This window comes from Rhizobium sp. BK661 (assembly GCF_024808825.1).
GTDB lineage: Bacteria > Pseudomonadota > Alphaproteobacteria > Rhizobiales > Rhizobiaceae > Rhizobium.
On sequence record NZ_JANTYT010000005.1, the window covers coordinates 248,220 to 266,857 of the forward strand.

The window sequence follows — 18,638 nt, forward strand, 5'->3', positions numbered from 1 at the left end:
CCGCACAAAAAAGCCGCCGATCGGGTCGGCGGCTCTAAAGGCACTGCTCTGAAAAATCAGCCTTCCGGCGGGGCCTCGATCATGCCGAGCGCATGCAGGTAGGTGTCGAGGATCGCGTCTTCTTCCATACGCTCCTGCTCGTCCTTCTTGCGTAGCGCAACGACCTTTTTGAGGATCTTGGTATCGAAGCCCATGCCCTTGGCTTCGCCGTAGACGTCCTTGATGTCGTCGGCGATGGTCTTCTTTTCTTCTTCCAGGCGTTCAATGCGCTCCACAAAGGCGCGAAGCTGATCGCGGGCGACGCCATGAGCATCAGACATCGTGTTCTCCTGATTGGGGGTGTGAAATTCGGATGGCGTTGACTGCCGCGAAGCGTGCCCGGGGTCAAGTCGATTCGAGACGCGAGGGAATTATTTGTGCGGCTTGTTCAGCTCGAATGCGGTTTTTTGCTCCGCCGAGGCATCGTTCTGGTGGAGGTTTTTCCAATCCTCGTACGGCATGCCGTAGACGATTTCGCGCGATTCCTCCTTCGAGAGCGGAACCCCGTCCGCCTCAGCCGCCTCGCGATACCAGTTCGAAAGGCAGTTGCGGCAGAAGCCGGCGAGATTCATCAGCTCGATGTTCTGGACGTCGCCACGTTCACGCAAATGCTCGACGAGGCGACGAAAAGCCGCAGCCTCGAATTCGGTCTGCTTTTGTTTGCTCAGCGCGGCCATCTCGGTCTCCTTCATTCGTACGGTCCGGTGCGCGACACATGCACATTATACTCGTGCAATACCGGATCGGCGTTCATTGTCTCAAAGATCGGCGCCAGACGCCGGGCCCATGCCGTAATACCCGCTTCGTCGCCGATCAGATCCTGGCGCACCTCGAGCAAAACGTGCGGGATGCCGGTCAGCATACAATGCCGATACATCGTGTCGCCCTTCAGCGCGCCATCATACGGCTCATTGTCTCCGACCACGAGATCGGGATCGCTGCGCAGCATGTCAAGCAGAGGCGCGACGGCACGATGGTCGTTGTCCCACAAAACCGCTGCATGCCAAGGGCGGGGGAAGGCTTTCCAGAACGGCGTGTAGGAGTGGAGGGATAGGACGAGCGGCGCTTTGCCGCTCTCGTTCGCGACCTTGTCGATCGTTTCGCTGACGGCGTTGTGATAGGGCCTGTGGAACGTCTCGATCCGATAATTCCACTCTTCGGCGGTAATCGGATGATTGCCGGGAACGACCGCGCCGTCCGAAATCTTCATGATCAGCGTGGGGTCGTCCTCACCCCGATTCGGGTCGATCAGCAATCGTGAAAAGCCGCCCAGGACAGCCGGTACGTCGAGCATCGCGGCGAGTTTGCGGACCAACCCCTCGATGCCGATATCATAGGCGATGTGTCGCTCGAACGCGCTGTCCGGCAGGCCCAGCCTGCCGTAGCGCTCCGGCAGCCGGTTCATTGCATGATCGCCGAGCAGCACCAAGCCTTTGTCATGATCGCCGGCTAGTAGTTCAAATGATTTGAAAGAGCTCATGAGGGAAATGGCCGATCGTGGTTACGGGGCAGCCTCTGATCGCACGGGCCGCGGGCGCGTTCAAGCGCGCTGGTGAGCAAAGGCGACGGCGTGGTCCAAGTACAGTCGGCCATCCAGAATATAATCGATTAGCATTGCGTTGACATTCGCCGGGAGGCAGCGCAAGAAGGCACACCTAAAACAAAATAGTCGGGAGCCCATTGGAAGTCGTGTTGATTCAGACCGCGCCAAGTTTCCTTATGCGTTTCGGGCCGCTTGCCCGTTTTGCACTGTTTGTTCTTGCGGCTTTCTCGCCGTTTTTTATTGCTGATGTGGCTCGTGCCGATTTCCGCGTGTGCAACGGAACGCAGAATCTGGTGGGCGTGGCGATTGGGTATCGAGCCAAGGATGGCTGGATGACGGAAGGCTGGTGGCAAGTGCCGGCAACGACCTGCGCGACGCTGATCGAGGGAGAGCTGCAGTCCCGATACTATTATCTCTACGCCGAAGACGCTGCCCGGGGAGGCCGATGGACGGGTGACGTGCAGATGTGCGTGGCGGAAAACGAGTTCAAGATCACGGGTGTCAATGATTGCTACGCCCGTGGCTATCAGAAGATGGGGTTCAAGGAATATGACACGGGCCGCCAGGGCAGCTGGATGGTTCAACTTTCCGATACCCCCGGCACGCAAGAAAGCCCGAATTGATGAAGCGCAACCGCAAAGTTAAAATCCTCGCCACCCTTGGACCCGCCTCGTCCGAGGAATCGATGATCGAGAAGCTGCACCAGGCAGGTGCCGATGTCTTCCGTATCAACATGAGCCACGCCAGCCATGACGTGATGCGCATGCTGATCAAGCGTATCCGCGCCGTCGAAGCCCGCTCCGGCCGCCCGATCGGCATTCTCGCCGACCTGCAGGGCCCGAAGCTGCGCGTCGGAAAGTTTGCTGAAGGCAAGGTCGATCTGAAGCCGGGCGACACTTTTACGCTCGACAACAAGGATATTCCCGGCGACGCGACCCGCGTATTCCTGCCGCATCCGGAAATCCTGGAATCGGTACAGCCCGGCCACCGCCTGCTGATCGACGACGGCAAGCTCGCCCTGCGCGCTGAAAAGTGCGACGGCAAGAGCATCGTCACCACCGTTATCTCTGGAACGAAAATTTCCGACCGCAAGGGTGTCAGCCTTCCCGACACGCTGCTGACCGTCGGCGTTCTGACCGACAAGGACCGCACCGACCTCGACGCCGTTCTGGCGACTGACGACGTCGACTGGGTTGCGCTGTCGTTCGTGCAGCGCCCGGAAGATCTGGCCGAGGTGCGCAAGATCGCGCGCGGCCGCGTCGGCATCATGTCGAAGATCGAAAAGCCGCAGGCGATCGAGCGCATCGAGGAGATTATCGAGCTTTCCGACGCGCTCATGGTTGCCCGTGGTGACCTCGGCGTCGAAATGCCGCTCGAATCCGTTCCGGGTATCCAGAAGCAGCTGATCCGCGCTTGCCGCCGTTCGGGCAAGCCGGTGATCGTCGCCACGCAGATGCTGGAATCGATGATTACCGCGCCGGTTCCGACGCGTGCCGAAGTCTCCGACGTCGCGACCGCCGTCTTCGAAGGCGCCGACGCCGTCATGCTGTCGGCCGAATCCGCATCCGGCGACTATCCGGTTGAAGCCGTCTCGACGATGGCCTCGATCGCCAGCACCATCGAACGCGAGCCGCACTATCCGGGCATCATCTACGCGCAGCGCGCGCAGCCGGAAGCAACCGGCGCCGATGCGATTTCGCTCGCCGCACGCCAGATCGCCGAAACGCTCCGCCTGTCTGCTATCGTCTGTTACACCTCGTCGGGCACCACAGGTCTGCGCGCCTCGCGTGAACGTCCGCAGGTGCCGATCCTGGCGCTGTCGCCGGTCATCCAGACCGCGCGTCGCCTTGCGATCGTCTGGGGCCTGCATTGCGTTGTCACCCACGACGCAACCGACCTCGATGACATGGTCAACCGCGCCTGCCGCATCGTTGCCGACGAAGGCTTCGGCAAGCCGGGCGACCGCATCATCATCTCGGCCGGCGTGCCGCTCGGAACGCCCGGCGCCACCAACATGCTGCGCATCGCCTATATCGGCTCCGACGGCCAGAGCGGCATCTAAGCGAACTAGCCACTATTCACAGAGCCCGCTGCCTTAACAGGCGGCGGGCTTTTCGCTGTCCTGAACCATGGGTGTCTTGCGGCTGGCGGGCTCACATGCAAGGGTCGGCCTCCATGTTCGGGAGGGCATCATGCACATTGTTACACTTCTCGCATTCGTGGCCGTTTCCTTTGTGGCGATTGCGACGCCTGGGCCGACGGTGCTTCTGGCGATGACCAACGGCTCGCGCTACGGCGTTCGCCGGGCGATCCCGGGCATGATCGGCGCGGTGCTTTCCGACTTCGTGCTTCTCGGTGCCGTGGCGATCGGTCTGGGCGCGCTTCTCGCGGCGTCGGAGTTCTGGTTCTCGATGCTGAAATATGTTGGCGCTGCCTATCTCGCCTTTCTCGGGATCATGATGCTGCGCACCAAGGGCGGCTTCAACGCGGCGCTGAAGCCGGAGAACGAGATGGCCGGCGGAACCGCCTTTTCGATCGGCCTCAAGAGTTTCATGGTCGCTGTCACCAACCCCAAGGGCTACCTTTTCTTCTCGGCGTTCCTGCCGCAATTCATCAATCCGGCGCTGCCCCAGGCGACCCAGTACGCCGTTCTGGCGGTGGTCTTTGCGTCGCTGGATTTTCTGATCATGCTCGGTTACGCGGTCTTTGGTTCGCAGGCCGTCCGGCTGCTGAAGACGGCGGGCGCAATCTGGCTGGAGCGCGCCTGCGGCGGGGCGATGCTGGCGCTGGCGGGGTCGCTTGCGCTGTACCGCCGGGCAACGACCTGACGCCCTAGGGCAGAGATATGTGCCCGACGCGATAGATCTGGCCGGCGCCCGCGATCAACGGGGACGAGCGATGCAGGCTGAAGCGCACGGCCGTCCAGCTTGTCGGCTCGAAGGCCGAGACCGAGGCGACGACGTCAGCCTGCCGCGCTTGTCTTTGCGCGCGTCCGATTTCCTCATCTCTGATTTCAGCAAGCGAGGAGTAGGGCTCGATGGCGATCGTCTCCTCGGTGGCAAACTTGGCCTCTGTCACCGCAGGCATGGTTTCCGCGTGCCAGACAATCCAGGTCTTCACCCGGGGCCAGCCGAAGGATTGCGTCAGTGCTTCGAAGCCGGGGCCGGTGAGGAAGTCGCTGGCGCGCTCCGGCTGCTGCCAGAGATAGAAGGGCGCATAGAGGTTTTCGCGGGATCCGAACTCACCCTTGCGGGCGCTGAGGTAGGCCTTGAAACCGAGGCCGGGGAACCCGTCCAGCATCGGTCCCTTGTCGCGGATGCGGCGGTCGATGATCGACATGTCGTAGTCGGCGGGCAGGGTGAAGCTGTATTGCATCGCCATCATGAGAGGACCTCCACAGGCTCAAGCCAGTCAACGATGCGGTCGGTTTCGGTTGCCTGGATGCTGATGTAGCTGAAGGGGCTGTCAGGCGTCGCACCATGCCAGTGCTTCTCACCAGCGGCGAACCAGACGGCATCTCCGGCACGCAATTTCTCCACTGGGCCGCCTTCGCGTCGCGCCAGGCCATTGCCTGATAGAACATAGAGCAGCTGCCCGCGCGGATGCGTGTGCCAGCGCGTGATCGTACCGGGATCGAGGCTTGCTCGCATCGCGGTGTTTTCGCCATCTGCCGTGCCTTCCAGCAGCATCTCGACCCAGAAGGGCGCGGTGGCAATATCGGCGGGTGAGCGGACGGCGTTGCCCGGACGCCGAACCGTCATGCGTTCAGGGTTGCCCATCATCCGGCGCTCCCGAAGGCGCGGGTTTCCCAGCCAGGTTCGATCATCTGCGCCTTGCCATCGCCGAACGACCATTCGTCCGGGGATGTGGTGGTGACGACGATCATGATGTCTTCCGGCCGGATGCCCGGGGATACCCCGAGAAGTTCGGCGGCGCGCTTGAAGAAGGCCTGTCGCGTTTCGGTCGAGCGAGGCTTGCCGGCGGTGATGGCGAACAGCACGAAGTCGTCGGAACGCGGTCCGGCGAGATAGTTCCGGTCGAAGATCAGTTCACCCGGTTCATGCTGGTGGATGACCTGAAAGCGGTCGGCAGGCGGTACATTGAATGTCTCGACCATTGCCTGATGAATGCTGTCGGAAACGGCGCGAAGATAGTCCGGCGACTTGCCGCGCAGGAGAGAGATACGAACAAAAGGCATCAATGCCTCCTCTGTGTGAATTCTTGACAGGAGGAGCATCGCACGCCACGATAATGCAGAAAATCAGAATTAAATGAACTTATGATCCATAAAAATGGGATTATACGATGCGGCGGACGATCTTTGATCTCGATGTACTCCGGACCTTCGCGACCGGAATGGAGCTCGGCAACTTCGCGAGAGCAGCCGACCGTCTCGGCCGTTCGACCTCGGCCGTCAGCGCCCAGCTGAAGAAGCTGGAGGAGCAGGCCGGGACGCCGATCTTCCGCAAGGCCGGACGCGGGCTTGCGCTCACCGATGCGGGTGAAACGATGCTGGCCTATGCGCGCCGCCTGCTGGAGCTCAACGACGAAGCGGCCGCAGCCATGCAGAGCATCGAACTCGAGGGTTGGGTCAGGCTCGGTTTGCAGGAGGACTTCGGCGAGACCCTTTTGCCCGACGTGCTCGGCCGTTTTGCGCGCGCGCATCCGAAGGTCCGCATCGAAGCGCGGGTGGTGCGCAATGTCGAGCTGATCGAGCGCGTCACCACGGGTAAGCTCGATCTGGCACTGGCCTGGAACGATGGCACGCTGACACCGCATTGCGAGAAGATCGCCGAGGTGCCGATGCGCTGGATCGGTCCGGCGGAAGGCGCGGTCGACTGGACCCTCGACAGCGGCGAGCCGATGCCGCTTGCTTCACTGGAGGCTCCGTGCCTGCTGCGCACCGCGGCGACCAAGGCGCTTGATACGGCGGGCATTCCCTGGCGGCTTGCCTTCGTCAGTCCAAGCCTCGGCGGATTGTGGGCCGCGACGGCTGCCGGGCTCGGGATCAGCATCCGTACGCCGATCGGCCTGCCGCGAAAGGTGAAGCCGCTTGTCGCCGACGCCGCTGGCCTGCCAGAGCTTCCCTCGCTCGGTCTCGTGCTGCATCGTGCCGAAGCCGACCCTGGGCCGGCAACCGCGCGGCTCGCGTCCATCATGCTGCAAGCGGTGCGGGAGGCTGTCGCGGACGCCGTCCCATCGACCGCAAGGTCGGCGGCGCGGGCCTATGCCTGATATTCGCGCTGCGCGTTTCGGCGGATTGCCTGGGGCGGCTGCCCGAAGGCGCGCAGGAAGGCGCGGCGCATCCTCTCCCGATCCGCGAAACCTGTTTCCGTTGCAACGACGTCGATCGGATGCCGGCCCTGTTCCATCATCAGGCGGGCTGCCTCAAGGCGCAGGTTCTCCACCGCCTTGGCTGGCGATTGTCCCGTCTCTGCGCGAAACGTCCGGCTGAATTGTCGGGGGCTGAGCGCCGCCGCTTCCGCCAGCTCCTCGACTGATAGCGTGTTCTTCAGATTGCCGCGGGCATGGGCAAGCGCCTTCTGGATACGGTCCGATTTGGGTTCCAGTTCCAAGAGTGCGGAGAACTGCGACTGGCCGCCGGCGCGGCGATGATAGACGACGAGCTTGCGGGCGACCGCACGGGCGACATCGGCGCCGTGGTCTTTCTCGATCATCGCAAGCGCCAGGTCGACCCCGGCCGTCATGCCCGCCGAGCTCCAGACGGAGCCATCGATGATGAAGATGCGATCTTCCTCGAGCCTGACCTTCGGATAGCGCGATTGCAGCTCGCGGGCGAGGAGCCAGTGGGTCGTGGCGCGACGGCCATCCAGGACGCCTGCCTCCGCAAGCAGAAAAGCGCCGGTACAGATCGAGGCGACGCGACGCGAGGCGGCAAGCGCCTTGCGGATGAACTCGCCTTCCCCCGCCGTCGGCAGTTTGATGCCGACGGCGCCGGACACCAGCAGCGTATCGAAAGCGGGATCACCGAAGCGCGTGGTCTCGACATTCACGCCGAAGGAGCTGGGCACAGGTCCCCCGGTCTCGGAGAGATAGGAAACCTCATAGGCCGGCTCGCCGAGTTCGATGTTGGTGAACTCGAAGGCCGAGATGGCGGCTAGGCTCATCATCTGAAAGCCGGGAAAGAGCAGGACGGCAATGCGTTGCATGGCTCGAAACTCCGTTTGTCCTAAAAGGTGGCTTATATGACATTCAAGCCATTGGCAATCGGGCGTAAGACTCTGCGCAAGCCAACAGCGGGCGCTGTTGCCCAAACACGGAGAACGACAATGACCGAACAGCACAAAGGAACCGCACTCGTTACCGGCGCATCGTCGGGGATTGGTGCTGTCTATGCTCACCGGCTCGCAAAGCGCGGCTATGATCTCATTCTGGTCGCCCGCAATGCAGAACGGCTTTCCGAACTTGCGACGAGACTGACCCGGGAAACAGGCAGGACGGTCGAAACCATTCCGGCCGACCTCGGCAACAAGGCCGACCTGGCGCGCGTCGAGTCGGTTCTGAAGAGCGACCGCAGCATTACGCTTCTGGTCAACAATGCCGGCGTCGGTGGCACGGCACCGCTGCTTGCCGCCGATGTCGACAAGATGCAGGCGATGATCGATCTCAACGTCACGGCGTTGATGCGGCTGAGCTATGCCGGCGTGCCCGGTTTTGTGGCGCGCGGCGGCGGCGCGATCATCAACATCGCTTCGATCGTCGCGATCGCGCCTGAAGTGCTGAACGGCGTCTATGGCGCCAGCAAGGCTTTCGTTCTTGCCTTCAGCCAATCGTTGAAGCACGAGCTTGCGGACAAGAACATCCGCATCCAGGCGGTGCTGCCGGGAGCGACGGCGACCGAATTCTGGAACATCGCCGGCACGCCAGTCGAGCACCTGCCAACCGAAATCGTCATGTCGGCGGAAGATATGGTGGATGCCGCCCTTGTCGGTTTCGATCAAGGTGAGCTCGCGACGATCCCGGCTCTTGAAGATGGAGGGCTGCTGACGGCCTACGAGGGTGCGCGTCAGGCATTGATGCCGCACCTGTCACGCTCGGCACCTGCGGCACGCTATAAGGCCGCCTAAGCGAGGTTGGAGGCAGGCTTTCGCCTGCCTTTATCCGTGCCGGGCCAATGCCTCGGCGAAGATATCGGCGTCGACATTGCCTCCCGAGGTAACGACGAAGACGTTGTCGTCTTCCAACTCATCGCCATGGAAGAGCGCTGCGGCAAGCGCCACCGCCCCACCGGGCTCGACGACGATCTTGAGCCGGACAAAGGCAAGGGCCATGGCGCGGAGCGCCTCCTCGTCCGTCACGACGATGCCGGCGCCGGCGAGGCGCTGCAATATCGGAAAGGTGATGTTGCCTGGCTGCGGCGTGATGATGGCGTCGCAGATCGAGCCGGTCATGGTGGCGTTGCGCTCGATCTTGCCTGATGCCAGCGACCGCGTGAAGTCGTCGAAGCCGTCCGGCTCGCAGGGGCGCACTCGGAACGCAGGCGCACTGGCTTCGAGTGCAAGCGCTATCCCCGAGGAAAGGCCGCCGCCGCCGCAGGGGACCAATACCTCGGCCGAGCTGATGCCTTCCTCGTCTGCCTGTTCGGCAATTTCCAGACCTGTCGTACCCTGTCCGGCGATCACCTGCGGTTCGTCGAAAGGCTTGATCAGCGTCAGGCCGCGCGCAGCAGAGAGTTCAGCGCCAATGGCGTCGCGATCCTGTGTCGCGCGATCGTAGAGCACGACTTCGGCGCCGAGCGCACGCGTGTTGGCGATCTTCAGTTTTGGCGCGTCCGACGGCATGATGATGACTGACGGCACGCCATGCAGCTTGGCGGCGAGCGCCACGCCCTGCGCGTGATTGCCTGACGAGAAAGCGATGACGCCGCGGCTGCGAACGGCAGGATCGAGCGCGGAGACGGCGGACCAGCCGCCACGGAATTTGAAGGAGCCGGTGTGCTGCAAGCACTCGGCCTTCACCAATACCCGCCGTCCGGCAAGCTCATCGATAAAGGGAGAAGAAAGAAGCGGCGTGCGGCGCGCATGTCCGCGCAGGCGGGCGCGGGCGGCAACGATCATTTCAATGCTGGCCATGGAGACTCTTTCGAATGACGGTACGCCCCTGCATAGGACCACACGCGACGCTTGTGAACGGTGACTTTGTCACCGTGACACAAAAAGCGTCGGTTGCGTAGCGACGGCCTCCGATTTGTGACGGCGGCGTCGCCTGAATTCGGTCGGGTTGGTGCCGGTGACGCGCAGGAACTCGCGATTGAAATTCGACTTGCTGATGAAGCCGCAATCGAACATCAGCCGCGTAACCGGCTCGTCCATGTTCACAAGTGCCTGACAGGCCGCGCGGATACGAAAGTCGTTCACATATTGCGAGACGCTGACACTATGGACGCGGTTGACCGCCATCGAAACGCGCCGGGCCGGAAGACTCATCTTGCGGGCGATGCGGCCGAGATTGAGGTCGGGATCACGGTAGAGCTCTCGGGAGCGCATCAGATTTTCGAGCGCGCTGGCAATCGTATCGTCTTCCTGACTCGGTGCGGGTGGGGCGGGCGGTTCCGAAGGGGTCGCGGCGATCGACTGACTGCCGCTCGCGATCGACGCCGCGGTGCCGAGAATCAGGAGCGTGATCACGTTGCCAAGCGTGACAATCGCGCCGGCATGGAGACCACCGCTCTGCTCGAGGTCGAGACTGATGGCGATATCGGCCGTTGCCGAGGCGATCAGCGCCACGCCAGTGATCCACTATTCCGTCATCGCCAAAGCTTCTTACGTCGATAGCCTGGAACCAAGTGTGCCCGGCGCCCGGCCGCGCGTCAGCATCGAAGGCGATTTCGTCCACGCGCGTATCCGTGATCAGTATCCGCTGGCGGAACCTTCGGCGGCGCGGCTGTCCATCGCGCCGTAGTAGCGTGCTCCGCCGCCCTTCGCGATATCGGCAAGGCTCTTGCCGCCGACAAGGATACCAGCGGCCTGTCCCCATTGCGGCGGGCCGCTGCCATCGTCCAGCGTGTGCCCCATGGCGATCAATGCCCGGATCGTATCGGGCGACAAAGTGTAGGGCTCGAAGTAGATCTTGTCCGGTTGCCATTGATGGTGAATGCGCGGGGCGTTGACCGCCTGACTGATGTCCATGCCGAAATCGATCACGTTGAGGATGGTCTCCAGCGTGATAGTGATAATGCGCGAGCCACCAGGGCTGCCGATGACCATGAAGGGTTTGCCGTCCTTGGTCACGATCGTCGGGCTCATGGAGGAGAGCGGCGTTTTCTTCGGTGCGATCGCATTGGCCTCGCCTTGGATGAGCCCGTAGAGATTGGGAACGCCGGGCTTCGAAGTGAAATCGTCCATTTCGTTGTTGAGCAGAACGCCGGTACCGGGAGCGACGACGCCGGCGCCGAAGTTGCCGTTCAGCGTGTAAGTGACGGCGACGGCATTTCCTTCGTCGTCGATGATCGAATAATGCGTGGTTTCGACGCTTTCCTTAGCGCCCAGAGGTTTCAGGTTGGCGGAGGTGCCCGCCTTGTAGGGATCGATCTTGGCGCGGATCGCCTTGGCGTAACCTTTGTCGAGCATTGTCGAGACGGGGTTGTCGACGAAGTCAGGGTCGCCAAGGGCGGCGTTGCGATCGACATAGGCGTAGCGCATCGCCTCGACCATCAGGTGCACCGTCTCGGCCGAGCCGTAGCCGAGGAAGGAAAGAGGATAGTCTTCCAGAACGTTGAGGATTTCGCAGATGATGACGCCGCCCGAGGAGGGAGGAGGCGACGAGATGATGTCGTAGCCGCGATAGCTGCACTCGACCGGCTTCAGTTCACGCACCGCGTATTGCTCGAAATCCTCCTTGGCGAGTATGCCGCCCTTCGCCTGGCTCGCCTTGACGATCGCCTCTGCGGGCGTGCCCTTGTAGAAAGCGTCGGGTCCTGTGTCAGCGATGCTGGATAGAACGGCGGCAAGGTCGGGTTGCACAAGCTTCTCGCCGACGGCGTACGGTTTGCCCTCCGCTTTCAGAAAGATCTTTGCCGCGGCCTCGTCCTTCGCGAGCCGCTTCGCGCTACCGCCAATGCTGGCGACGTCGCCCTGTTCCAGCGTGAAGCCTTCCTTGGCGTAGCGGATGGCGGGCGCCAACAGATCCTGCCGCGACTTGGTGCCGTACTTCTCGCGGGCCATCTCGAAGCCCTTTACGGATCCTGGCACGCCGACGGCAAGATAGCCGTCAAGGCTGGCACGGGGAACGATATCGCCCTTGCCGTCAAGATACATGGCCTTGGTGGCTGCCAATGGCGCGCGCTCGCGGAAATCGAGGAATGTCGTCTTGCCGTCCTTCAGCCGGATTGTCATGAAGCCGCCGCCACCGAGATTGCCGGCCGTCGGATAGACGACGGCGAGCGCGTAGCCGACGGCGACCGCGGCATCGACGGCATTGCCGCCATTCTTCAGCACATCGACGCCGACATCGGTCGCTAGGTGCTGGGCGGTTACGACCATACCGTGCTCGGCCTCGACCGGCGCCGGTGAAGCGGCGAACGCCGATGGCGCGAGAACAAATGAGAACGCCGCGACGACGGCAGATATCCGAAAATAGGGGTGATCCATGACTTCCCTCAAAGCATGATAGTGCAATGGATATGGGACGCAGCCAGCGCTCGGCAATGTGGGCAACCGCCGAGGTTGGTACATAAGAACGTGCTGTTTATCAGTTTCCCGTTGTTACCGGCGGCGTCAGCCCCGCCGGGTGGCCGAAAGGCGCAACGGTGTCCGCCAATTGTGCAGGTTCTTCAACGATCAGGCGACGTTCTGCCTGGCGCGCGAGGGCCTGCAGGTCGCGAGCAGCGCCGCCGATCTTCTCCATGGCGGCAACGGCGACATCGGTGACCACGTAATCCGGCTTATGGCCGAGGCCGCGGATTCTAACCAGCTCGGAACCGGCGATATCACGGGCCAGACCCTGCGAATGAAGGTGTTCCCAAACGATGGCATCGCTGTCACCGGTGACGATGACGGTTGGCGCGGTGATATTGGCGTACTGCGGAGAATGGGCCTTGAGATAAGGCAGGAGGCGCATGCAATCGACGGCGTTGTTGTAGAAGGCAGTTGGGCGTAGCACCAGGGTCGGTCCCGTCTTTGCGATGTAATCATCCGGGCGTGGATTGGGCCGGAAGACATTCAATGTCGCTTGTTCGAGGCGCCGCAGGCCGAGCGGCACGACGATTGTGTGGTTGAAGAGCCAGCCAAGCACGGGCATCGCCGCGACATTATAGTACCAGTCCAGTCCGCCAGGCCAGGGATGCGTCGCTGGAGCGAGGAAGAGCAGGCCCTCGGTCATCTCGGGGTGGCGGACGCCGAAAGCGGCGGCAATGGCGCCGCCGAAGGAATGACCGACGATAATGGCCCGCTTGATGCCTCGTTTTTTCATCAGTTTCGCGATCGCGTCCGCCTGCCCCGAGGGCAGGGCATTCTCGGAACCGCCGCGCTCCGAATAACCATGACCCGGGCGGTCGACGAACAGCATTTCCGCGCGGCCCCCCAACGGCTGCAGGAAGGCACCGACTTGGTCAAGCAGATTTCCGGCCGCACCGTGGATGAACACGAGCGGCGGCAGATCGGCAGTTTTGGGGCGAGGGACGTGAAAGGCATTCAGCCGATATCCGCCGATATCCGTCAGTTGGCCGATGTTCGGACAATCAGCCTCGAACCGCCGTTCCTTGTAGGCGGAGTAGCCAAGAGCGGCGGCAACAGAGGCAATGAAAACGGAAGCTTCGGCAAGCATGGCAATATCTGCTGAGATCACGTAACCGACGCGTAAGATTGGGCTGCCGGCGCTGGCGTCAAGATCAGGTGCGGCTGCCGGCCAGCTTTTCAGAGAGCGTATTCATCTGCTCCTGGGCGCTTCGATTGGCTGGATAGATCTCCAGGAAACGTTCCCAGGCTTTCAGGGCCAACTGGTCGTTGCCGGTTTCCGTAAGAATGGCGGCCATGCCGGAAAGCGCGCCGAAATGGCGTGGCTCGAGGTCAAGCACATGCTCGATGTCAGACATCGACTTGCGATAGCTGTCATTGGCATAGTTGAGGGTCGCGCGGCGATTCCAGCTTTCGGCGTAATCTGGCTTGAGGGCGATCGCCTGGTCGAGGAAATCGAGGGCGGCGGCAGTGCGCTTCTCCTCGATCGCCTTGTCGGCCCATTGCATCAGGAGGTTGACGGTCGCACTGCCGGAGTCGTTCCATTCGGTACGGATTTCATTGGCAATGCCGCTCGCTTTGTCCGGATCGCGTTCCCGCTTCAGCTGTGCATAGAGCTGATCCAGATGCTGCCTGGGTGTGAGGTTTGCGTCCGGTTGCTCGACAATGACTTCCTTTTCCGCGGCGGCGGCAGGAACAACGGGAGCGAGCAGAACGAGGGATAGCGGCAGCGCCGCGCACGTCATAGCAAAAAAGCGCATGGCGGGCATAGTAGCCCGCCATCGCTGAAGATCAAAGCAATTTGATTTGATTGCCGAGGCAATCCCTGGGCAGTCGCGGGCAAATGCCACGAACGTCCAGACGCGCTAAATCAGCCCTGACGAGCCTTGTAGCGCGGGTTCAGCTTGTTGATGATGTAGATGCGGCCCTTGCGGCGAACCAGGCGGTTGTCACGGTGACGAGCCTTGAGCGACTTGAGCGAATTCTTGATCTTCATTGTTTTGATCCGCGATGTTTGAGGGGGAATTCACATTCGCCCGTATCTATTACATTCAAAAGCGCGCTCAGGGCGCGCTCTTCAGGTTGGGCGTGCAGATAACCCGACGACTTCCCCGTGTCAACCACATGACCGTGTTTTTCCCATGGCCGAAGCGGCTTTTGTCAGGGGAAAACCGGCAATTTCGCGGTCAACGTCGTGACGTGCCCCATCTTGCGGCCAGGACGCGATTCCGTCTTGCCGTAGAGGTGCACCAGCGTATCCGCCCGCCGCAGCCAGTCCGGGAGCGCCAGAATATCGTCGCCGATCAGGTTCTGCATCACGCAGTCCGAGTGGCGGTCGGCATTGCCTAGCGGCAGGCCGGCAACCGCCCGGATATGCTGCTCGAACTGCGAGATGATGCAAGCAGCTTCCGTCCAGTGGCCAGAATTATGGACGCGAGGCGCCATTTCATTGGCGATCAGGCTGCCGTCCGCTAGCACAAAGAATTCGATGCCGATAACACCGACGTAGCCGAGGGCCGTCAGGATCTTTCCGGCCGCCTCGCGGGCGTCGGCTGCCGCAGTCGCCGGGACGGAAGCCGGCACCGTTGAGGTGTGCAGGATGCCGTCGCGGTGAACATTTTCGGCGGGATCGTAGCAAACGATAGTGCCGTCGGTTGCACGCGCTGCAATGATCGAGATCTCGCGCTCGAATGAAACAAAGCTCTCGAGAATGAGTGGCACGTTGCCGAGGGCGGCAAAGGCGCCATCCGGCGTGTCAGCCGCAGAGCGGAATACCTTCTGCCCCTTGCCGTCGTAGCCAAGCCGACGGGTCTTCAGGACGCCGCGGCCGCCGAAATCGCTGAGCGCCGCCTCGAGGTCGGCCTGACTGTCGACGGCGTGAAAGCCCGCTGTCGGGATGCCGCAGCCGTTGATGAAGCGCTTTTCGACCAGGCGGTCCTGGGCAGCCTCGAGCGCCTTCGGCGGTGGATAAACCGGGACCGTGCTCGCAAGCGCTTCCGCCGCGGCAACCGGGACGTTCTCGAACTCGTATGTGACGACCTCGCACGCCGTCGCAAGCTCGGTGAGCGCGGCAGGATCATCGTAGGCGGCGACAATCTGTTCGTTGGCGACCTGCGCTGCCGGACAGTCGGGCTGCGGTTCCAGAACGACGGTGCGGAAGTTCAGTCGCGCTGCGGCCATGGCAAGCATGCGGCCAAGCTGACCGCCACCGATGATGCCGATTGTTCTTACAGTCATAGGTCGTCCATTGGATATTCGGCAACGGCCGCGCTCTGGCGCTCGCGCCAGTCGTCAAGCCGCTCGGCAATGTCCTCATCCGACAATGCCAGGACTGCAGCAGCCAGAAGCGCTGCATTGATCGCTCCGGGCTTGCCGATGGCAAGTGTACCGACCGGAATTCCGCCCGGCATCTGGACGATGGAGAGGAGACTATCCTGACCGGACAGCGCCTTCGATTGAACGGGGACGCCGAAAACGGGAAGCGGCGTCATGGCTGCGGCCATGCCCGGCAGATGAGCTGCGCCGCCCGCGCCGGCGATAATCACCTTAAAGCCTTCATCGCGTGCGGTCTTGGCGAAGTTTACCAGGCGATCCGGCGTGCGATGGGCCGATATGATGCGCGCATCATAGGGAATTTCGAGCGCCTCAAGCGTGTCCGCAGCATTCTTCATGGTCTCCCAATCGGATTGGCTTCCCATGATGATGGCAACGGGCGGTCTGTCTGTCATCGTCACGGCGTTCCCCTCAGGCGATGATATCAGGGATGATCTGGTCTTCGAGCTTCGTCAGCTTGTCTTTGATCACCAGTTTCTTCTTTTTCATACGCTGGACGCGCAATGCATCACATCCGGTGGCAATCATGGCATTGATCGCGGCATCGTAATCTTCGTGCTCCTGGCGCAGTCGCGCCACTATGAGCCTGATTTCTGCCTGTTCCTGATCGGCCATATGCATTCCCCATAACCGTCTTCGGACATCGTCCGTTTTGCCGATGATTTCCGCAAGCTCCTATCACCAAATGGAGGTAACGGCTAGCGGCTGTTCGTCATGATTTTGCCACGTGTTCTCCTTGTTTTCACCTTCGACAAGCCTTCAAAAATATGTCACAGTCAAAAGGTTGACGCCTTGGATCTCCGGCGGTGTTGGCCGGGGAGAGGTAAGAGGAAGGAAGGGTCAAATGACTGTTCAAGCTCATCTTGAGTCACTCCAGAAAAAGCATGTTGCTCTCGAGGAGGAGTTGCATACGCTTATGATATCCCCCTCCCGAAACGATAATGAAGTTGCTGAGTGCAAACGCAGAAAATTGCGGATCAAGGACGAGATTGAGCGCCTGAAATCATCTTTCCATTGAGAACGATGCATGAATTACCGAGTGCGGTCCTAAACGGAGAAGGCAAAAGTCCAATTTCATCAGAAGTTTAGATGAGTTCGTGCTCGACAGGCAAATATACGCCGGTTCCGACGGAAAGTCGCGAGCCGGCGTTTTTCGTTTGAGGGAGCTGTCAGGCCCAGAACTGATCGAGCCAGAGATTGAGCTTGTCAAAACCACGATTGTTGACGGCGTAGATGCGTCGCGTGCCCTCTGCGGTGACCGAAACCAGATTGCAATCCAGCAGCGCCTTGAGGTGCTGGGAGACGGCAGGGCGGCTGATGGGAAGCCCCTCGGCAAGCTCGTTCACGGTCTTCGGCGCACGTCGAAGTTCTTCCAGCAGGAAGCGCCGGTGGGGATCGGCTATCGCAGTGAAGGGATCCGTGTTCGACATGCCGGAAAGCTACGTCAAACGGCGCAATCGGGCAAGGAAATTGTGCGGCGCAACGAAACCCAAAATGGTTAGAAACCGGCGCCTTCCTTAGCGATCAAAACCGCCGCAACGAGGGCCATCGCATACATGAAAGGATAGAAGATCGCCGGCTTCATACGACGCACGCACCAGGCGCCGGCAATTGTCGCAAGCGGGGCAAACGGCAGAAGCGTGGCGGATGTGGCGAGGTTCTGCGTGTCGAGCTGGCCAAGCGCGAAGTACGGAATGAGCTTTACGGCATTGAGGATCGCGAAGAAGCGGACGCTCGTGCCGGTATATTCGCGGGGTTGCATCTGCAGCGGCAGTGCATAGATCTGGAACGGCGCGCCGCCGGCATGGGCGACGAAACTACCATAGCCTGAGAGGCTTCCCCAGATCGTCGCCAGCAGCGGTCGCTGGCCGTGGGGTGGTGTGTTCTTTCCGGCGGCGGGGCCAAAGTTGTTCCAGAAATAGCGCAGGCAAAAGAGGATAGTGACGACGCCAATGACGACGCGAAGCACATTGCCCGGCACGAGGGCGGAGGTTGCCCAGCCGAGGGCGATCCCGAACAGCGCTCCCGGCAGCATGATCCTCAGCGTTGTCCAGTCGCCGTGCTTGCGCCAGATCACGAGTGAGATCATGTCCATGAAAATGAGGATCGGAAGCAGGATTGCAGCCGCCTGAACGGGTGAGACAACGAGGGCGAGAAAGGGTAGTCCGATCAGTGACAGCGCATCGCCCATGCCGCCCTTTGCAAGTCCAACCAGAATGACAGCGGGAACGGCGGCGTAATAAAATGACAGGTCCATCGGCATGCTTTTGAAAATCCTCCCCTTGCCAGCCCCGTCTAACGGAATTACTCACACAGGACGAGTGCAGATCGGCCGCAAAACGGCCTGTTCCGCTGTAAATGGAAAGAGTTCATGACCGAACCGGAAAACCGCTGCCGCCTAGTTCTGATTGCTCCCGACCTTGCCGATGCTGATGAGCAGGCAAAGGTCGTCGGCGATGCCTTGAAGGGCGGTGACGTCGCCTCGGTGATCGTGCCGCAATACGCTCTCAACGATGGCGAGTTTCAGAAGCATGCCGAAAAGCTGGTTCCAATCATCCAGCACGCGGGCGCTGCAGCGCTACTTGCGGGCGACAGCCGCGTTGTCGGGCGCACCAAGGCGGATGGCCTGCATCTGACCGGTCCGGCCAGCGAAATTTCTGAGGCGATCGACAAGTATGCCGATAAGCTGATCGTCGGCGGCGGCAATGCCGCCGACCGCCATCATGCACTGGAAATTGGCGAGGAACGCCCGGATTATATCTTCTTCGGCAAGCTCGACGGCGACATCAAGCCGGAGGCGCATCCCAAAAACCTCGCACTCGGTGAGTGGTGGGCTTCGATGATCGAGATCCCCTGCATCGTGATGGGTGGAACGGATCCGGCTTCCGCGCTCGCGGTGGCGGAGACTGGGGCTGAGTTCGTGGCGTTGCGGCTTGCGGTTTTCGGCGACGCCGGACGTGCGCCAATCATCGTCGCCGAGGTCAATGCGCTGTTGGACGAAAAAGCGCCACGGTTTGAGGATTGATATC

General features: G+C 61.4%; 25 protein-coding genes. 7 read left to right on the plus strand and 18 right to left on the minus strand.

Annotation, left to right across the window (positions count from 1 at the left end; all coding sequences use genetic code 11):
- Nucleotides 1-56 precede the first annotated feature (56 nt).
- The 3 genes from FHX16_RS13680 to FHX16_RS13690 all read right to left on the minus strand — a co-directional run bounded on the left by FHX16_RS13680 (nt 57) and on the right by FHX16_RS13690 (nt 1,519).
- Nucleotides 57-320, minus strand: a complete 264-nt coding sequence (locus FHX16_RS13680) for a DUF2312 domain-containing protein (RefSeq protein WP_007527482.1) — start codon at nt 318-320, stop codon at nt 57-59.
- 90 nt (nt 321-410) lie between these two features.
- Complete coding sequence (locus FHX16_RS13685) at nt 411-716, minus strand: DUF1244 domain-containing protein (protein WP_183862198.1); 306 nt, start codon at nt 714-716, stop codon at nt 411-413.
- Between the two features lie 11 nt (nt 717-727).
- Nucleotides 728-1,519: an N-formylglutamate amidohydrolase gene (locus FHX16_RS13690; RefSeq protein ID WP_183862196.1), complete on the minus strand. Its 792-nt coding sequence runs from the start codon at nt 1,517-1,519 to the stop codon at nt 728-730.
- A 200-nt stretch (nt 1,520-1,719) separates the two neighbouring features.
- On the opposite strand from FHX16_RS13690, the gene FHX16_RS13695 reads away from it, so the two are divergent.
- The 3 genes from FHX16_RS13695 to FHX16_RS13705 all read left to right on the plus strand — a co-directional run bounded on the left by FHX16_RS13695 (nt 1,720) and on the right by FHX16_RS13705 (nt 4,410).
- Nucleotides 1,720-2,205 (plus strand): DUF1036 domain-containing protein, encoded by a 486-nt coding sequence (locus FHX16_RS13695; RefSeq protein ID WP_183862194.1) that lies wholly within the window; start codon nt 1,720-1,722, stop codon nt 2,203-2,205.
- A complete protein-coding gene (pyk, locus tag FHX16_RS13700; RefSeq protein ID WP_183862192.1) occupies nt 2,205-3,644 on the plus strand; it encodes a pyruvate kinase in 1,440 nt (479 codons plus the stop codon). The genes FHX16_RS13695 and pyk overlap by 1 nt, the downstream gene beginning before the upstream one ends.
- Nucleotides 3,645-3,774: 130 nt before the next feature.
- Nucleotides 3,775-4,410, plus strand: coding sequence for a LysE family translocator (locus FHX16_RS13705; RefSeq protein ID WP_183862191.1), 636 nt, complete (start codon nt 3,775-3,777; stop codon nt 4,408-4,410).
- Between the two features lie 4 nt (nt 4,411-4,414).
- Here the strand turns inward: FHX16_RS13705 and FHX16_RS13710 are convergent, their stop codons facing one another.
- Genes FHX16_RS13710 through FHX16_RS13720 form a run of 3 tightly spaced genes read right to left on the minus strand, consistent with a single transcriptional unit; the run spans nt 4,415 to nt 5,780 of the window.
- Complete coding sequence (locus FHX16_RS13710) at nt 4,415-4,966, minus strand: DUF4865 family protein (RefSeq protein ID WP_183862189.1); 552 nt, start codon at nt 4,964-4,966, stop codon at nt 4,415-4,417.
- Nucleotides 4,963-5,364 (minus strand): cupin domain-containing protein, encoded by a 402-nt coding sequence (locus FHX16_RS13715; protein WP_183862187.1) that lies wholly within the window; start codon nt 5,362-5,364, stop codon nt 4,963-4,965. The genes FHX16_RS13710 and FHX16_RS13715 overlap by 4 nt, the downstream gene beginning before the upstream one ends.
- Complete coding sequence (locus tag FHX16_RS13720) at nt 5,361-5,780, minus strand: tautomerase family protein (protein WP_183862185.1); 420 nt, start codon at nt 5,778-5,780, stop codon at nt 5,361-5,363. Before FHX16_RS13720 ends, FHX16_RS13715 begins: the two co-directional genes overlap by 4 nt.
- Before the next feature lie 107 nt (nt 5,781-5,887).
- On the opposite strand from FHX16_RS13720, the gene FHX16_RS13725 reads away from it, so the two are divergent.
- Nucleotides 5,888-6,817, plus strand: a complete 930-nt coding sequence (locus FHX16_RS13725) for a LysR substrate-binding domain-containing protein (RefSeq protein WP_183862183.1) — start codon at nt 5,888-5,890, stop codon at nt 6,815-6,817.
- Here FHX16_RS13725 and FHX16_RS13730 read toward each other — a convergent pair.
- The gene (locus tag FHX16_RS13730) at nt 6,808-7,752 is read right to left on the minus strand and encodes a GlxA family transcriptional regulator (RefSeq protein WP_183862181.1); all 945 of its coding nucleotides are present in this window, start codon (nt 7,750-7,752) and stop codon (nt 6,808-6,810) included. The genes FHX16_RS13725 and FHX16_RS13730 overlap by 10 nt on opposite strands.
- 120 nt (nt 7,753-7,872) lie before the next feature.
- On the opposite strand from FHX16_RS13730, the gene FHX16_RS13735 reads away from it, so the two are divergent.
- Nucleotides 7,873-8,670: an SDR family oxidoreductase gene (locus FHX16_RS13735; RefSeq protein WP_183862178.1), complete on the plus strand. Its 798-nt coding sequence runs from the start codon at nt 7,873-7,875 to the stop codon at nt 8,668-8,670.
- A 30-nt stretch (nt 8,671-8,700) separates the two neighbouring features.
- Here the strand turns inward: FHX16_RS13735 and FHX16_RS13740 are convergent, their stop codons facing one another.
- The 9 genes from FHX16_RS13740 to FHX16_RS13780 form a co-directional block, all read right to left on the minus strand.
- Nucleotides 8,701-9,675: a threonine/serine dehydratase gene (locus FHX16_RS13740; RefSeq protein WP_183862177.1), complete on the minus strand. Its 975-nt coding sequence runs from the start codon at nt 9,673-9,675 to the stop codon at nt 8,701-8,703.
- 69 nt (nt 9,676-9,744) lie between these two features.
- Nucleotides 9,745-10,329: an AraC family transcriptional regulator gene (locus FHX16_RS13745; protein ID WP_259128927.1), complete on the minus strand. Its 585-nt coding sequence runs from the start codon at nt 10,327-10,329 to the stop codon at nt 9,745-9,747.
- A gap of 123 nt (nt 10,330-10,452) precedes the next feature.
- Nucleotides 10,453-12,192: a gamma-glutamyltransferase gene (gene ggt / locus FHX16_RS13750; protein ID WP_183862175.1), complete on the minus strand. Its 1,740-nt coding sequence runs from the start codon at nt 12,190-12,192 to the stop codon at nt 10,453-10,455.
- A 100-nt stretch (nt 12,193-12,292) separates the two neighbouring features.
- The gene (locus FHX16_RS13755) at nt 12,293-13,366 is read right to left on the minus strand and encodes an alpha/beta fold hydrolase (RefSeq protein WP_183862173.1); all 1,074 of its coding nucleotides are present in this window, start codon (nt 13,364-13,366) and stop codon (nt 12,293-12,295) included.
- Between the two features lie 64 nt (nt 13,367-13,430).
- The gene (locus FHX16_RS13760; RefSeq protein ID WP_183755750.1) at nt 13,431-14,045 is read right to left on the minus strand and encodes a hypothetical protein; all 615 of its coding nucleotides are present in this window, start codon (nt 14,043-14,045) and stop codon (nt 13,431-13,433) included.
- 101 nt (nt 14,046-14,146) lie between these two features.
- Nucleotides 14,147-14,272: a type B 50S ribosomal protein L36 gene (gene ykgO, locus FHX16_RS13765; protein ID WP_003582204.1), complete on the minus strand. Its 126-nt coding sequence runs from the start codon at nt 14,270-14,272 to the stop codon at nt 14,147-14,149.
- 164 nt (nt 14,273-14,436) lie between these two features.
- Entirely contained in the window at nt 14,437-15,513 is a 1,077-nt protein-coding gene (locus tag FHX16_RS13770; RefSeq protein ID WP_183862171.1) for a 5-(carboxyamino)imidazole ribonucleotide synthase, read from the minus strand.
- Complete coding sequence (purE, locus tag FHX16_RS13775) at nt 15,510-16,004, minus strand: 5-(carboxyamino)imidazole ribonucleotide mutase (protein WP_016557149.1); 495 nt, start codon at nt 16,002-16,004, stop codon at nt 15,510-15,512. The genes FHX16_RS13770 and purE overlap by 4 nt, the downstream gene beginning before the upstream one ends.
- Nucleotides 16,005-16,020: 16 nt before the next feature.
- A complete protein-coding gene (locus FHX16_RS13780; RefSeq protein ID WP_016557150.1) occupies nt 16,021-16,224 on the minus strand; it encodes a YdcH family protein in 204 nt (67 codons plus the stop codon).
- 229 nt (nt 16,225-16,453) lie between these two features.
- Here FHX16_RS13780 and FHX16_RS13785 point away from each other — a divergent pair, with 229 nt between their 5' ends.
- Nucleotides 16,454-16,627 (plus strand): YdcH family protein, encoded by a 174-nt coding sequence (locus FHX16_RS13785; protein WP_016557151.1) that lies wholly within the window; start codon nt 16,454-16,456, stop codon nt 16,625-16,627.
- Nucleotides 16,628-16,778: 151 nt separating this feature from the next.
- Here FHX16_RS13785 and FHX16_RS13790 read toward each other — a convergent pair whose 3' ends face one another.
- Both FHX16_RS13790 and FHX16_RS13795 read right to left on the minus strand, forming a co-directional pair.
- On the minus strand, nt 16,779-17,039 hold the full coding sequence (locus FHX16_RS13790) for a helix-turn-helix transcriptional regulator (protein ID WP_016557152.1): 261 nt from the start codon (nt 17,037-17,039) through the stop codon (nt 16,779-16,781).
- Between the two features lie 68 nt (nt 17,040-17,107).
- Nucleotides 17,108-17,872: a sulfite exporter TauE/SafE family protein gene (locus tag FHX16_RS13795; RefSeq protein ID WP_183862169.1), complete on the minus strand. Its 765-nt coding sequence runs from the start codon at nt 17,870-17,872 to the stop codon at nt 17,108-17,110.
- 108 nt (nt 17,873-17,980) lie between these two features.
- On the opposite strand from FHX16_RS13795, the gene FHX16_RS13800 reads away from it, so the two are divergent.
- The gene (locus FHX16_RS13800; RefSeq protein ID WP_183862167.1) at nt 17,981-18,634 is read left to right on the plus strand and encodes a thiamine phosphate synthase; all 654 of its coding nucleotides are present in this window, start codon (nt 17,981-17,983) and stop codon (nt 18,632-18,634) included.
- Nucleotides 18,635-18,638 lie beyond the last annotated feature (4 nt).

Bases quoted from the DNA above. Each gene is read 5' to 3' on its own strand.
- FHX16_RS13680 (WP_007527482.1), bottom strand. From the start codon at position 320: ATGTCTGATGCTCATGGCGTCGCCCGCGATCAGCTTCGCGCCTTTGTG.
- FHX16_RS13685 (WP_183862198.1), bottom strand. From the start codon at position 716: ATGGCCGCGCTGAGCAAACAAAAGCAGACCGAATTCGAGGCTGCGGCT.
- FHX16_RS13690 (WP_183862196.1), bottom strand. From the start codon at position 1,519: ATGAGCTCTTTCAAATCATTTGAACTACTAGCCGGCGATCATGACAAA.
- pyk (WP_183862192.1), top strand. From the start codon at position 2,205: ATGAAGCGCAACCGCAAAGTTAAAATCCTCGCCACCCTTGGACCCGCC.
- FHX16_RS13705 (WP_183862191.1), top strand. From the start codon at position 3,775: ATGCACATTGTTACACTTCTCGCATTCGTGGCCGTTTCCTTTGTGGCG.
- FHX16_RS13710 (WP_183862189.1), bottom strand. From the start codon at position 4,966: ATGATGGCGATGCAATACAGCTTCACCCTGCCCGCCGACTACGACATG.
- FHX16_RS13715 (WP_183862187.1), bottom strand. From the start codon at position 5,364: ATGATGGGCAACCCTGAACGCATGACGGTTCGGCGTCCGGGCAACGCC.
- FHX16_RS13720 (WP_183862185.1), bottom strand. From the start codon at position 5,780: ATGCCTTTTGTTCGTATCTCTCTCCTGCGCGGCAAGTCGCCGGACTAT.
- FHX16_RS13725 (WP_183862183.1), top strand. From the start codon at position 5,888: ATGCGGCGGACGATCTTTGATCTCGATGTACTCCGGACCTTCGCGACC.
- FHX16_RS13730 (WP_183862181.1), bottom strand. From the start codon at position 7,752: ATGCAACGCATTGCCGTCCTGCTCTTTCCCGGCTTTCAGATGATGAGC.
- FHX16_RS13735 (WP_183862178.1), top strand. From the start codon at position 7,873: ATGACCGAACAGCACAAAGGAACCGCACTCGTTACCGGCGCATCGTCG.
- FHX16_RS13740 (WP_183862177.1), bottom strand. From the start codon at position 9,675: ATGGCCAGCATTGAAATGATCGTTGCCGCCCGCGCCCGCCTGCGCGGA.
- ggt (WP_183862175.1), bottom strand. From the start codon at position 12,192: ATGGATCACCCCTATTTTCGGATATCTGCCGTCGTCGCGGCGTTCTCA.
- FHX16_RS13755 (WP_183862173.1), bottom strand. From the start codon at position 13,366: ATGCTTGCCGAAGCTTCCGTTTTCATTGCCTCTGTTGCCGCCGCTCTT.
- FHX16_RS13760 (WP_183755750.1), bottom strand. From the start codon at position 14,045: ATGCCCGCCATGCGCTTTTTTGCTATGACGTGCGCGGCGCTGCCGCTA.
- ykgO (WP_003582204.1), bottom strand. From the start codon at position 14,272: ATGAAGATCAAGAATTCGCTCAAGTCGCTCAAGGCTCGTCACCGTGAC.
- FHX16_RS13770 (WP_183862171.1), bottom strand. From the start codon at position 15,513: ATGACTGTAAGAACAATCGGCATCATCGGTGGCGGTCAGCTTGGCCGC.
- purE (WP_016557149.1), bottom strand. From the start codon at position 16,004: ATGACAGACAGACCGCCCGTTGCCATCATCATGGGAAGCCAATCCGAT.
- FHX16_RS13780 (WP_016557150.1), bottom strand. From the start codon at position 16,224: ATGGCCGATCAGGAACAGGCAGAAATCAGGCTCATAGTGGCGCGACTG.
- FHX16_RS13785 (WP_016557151.1), top strand. From the start codon at position 16,454: ATGACTGTTCAAGCTCATCTTGAGTCACTCCAGAAAAAGCATGTTGCT.
- FHX16_RS13790 (WP_016557152.1), bottom strand. From the start codon at position 17,039: ATGTCGAACACGGATCCCTTCACTGCGATAGCCGATCCCCACCGGCGC.
- FHX16_RS13795 (WP_183862169.1), bottom strand. From the start codon at position 17,872: ATGCCGATGGACCTGTCATTTTATTACGCCGCCGTTCCCGCTGTCATT.
- FHX16_RS13800 (WP_183862167.1), top strand. From the start codon at position 17,981: ATGACCGAACCGGAAAACCGCTGCCGCCTAGTTCTGATTGCTCCCGAC.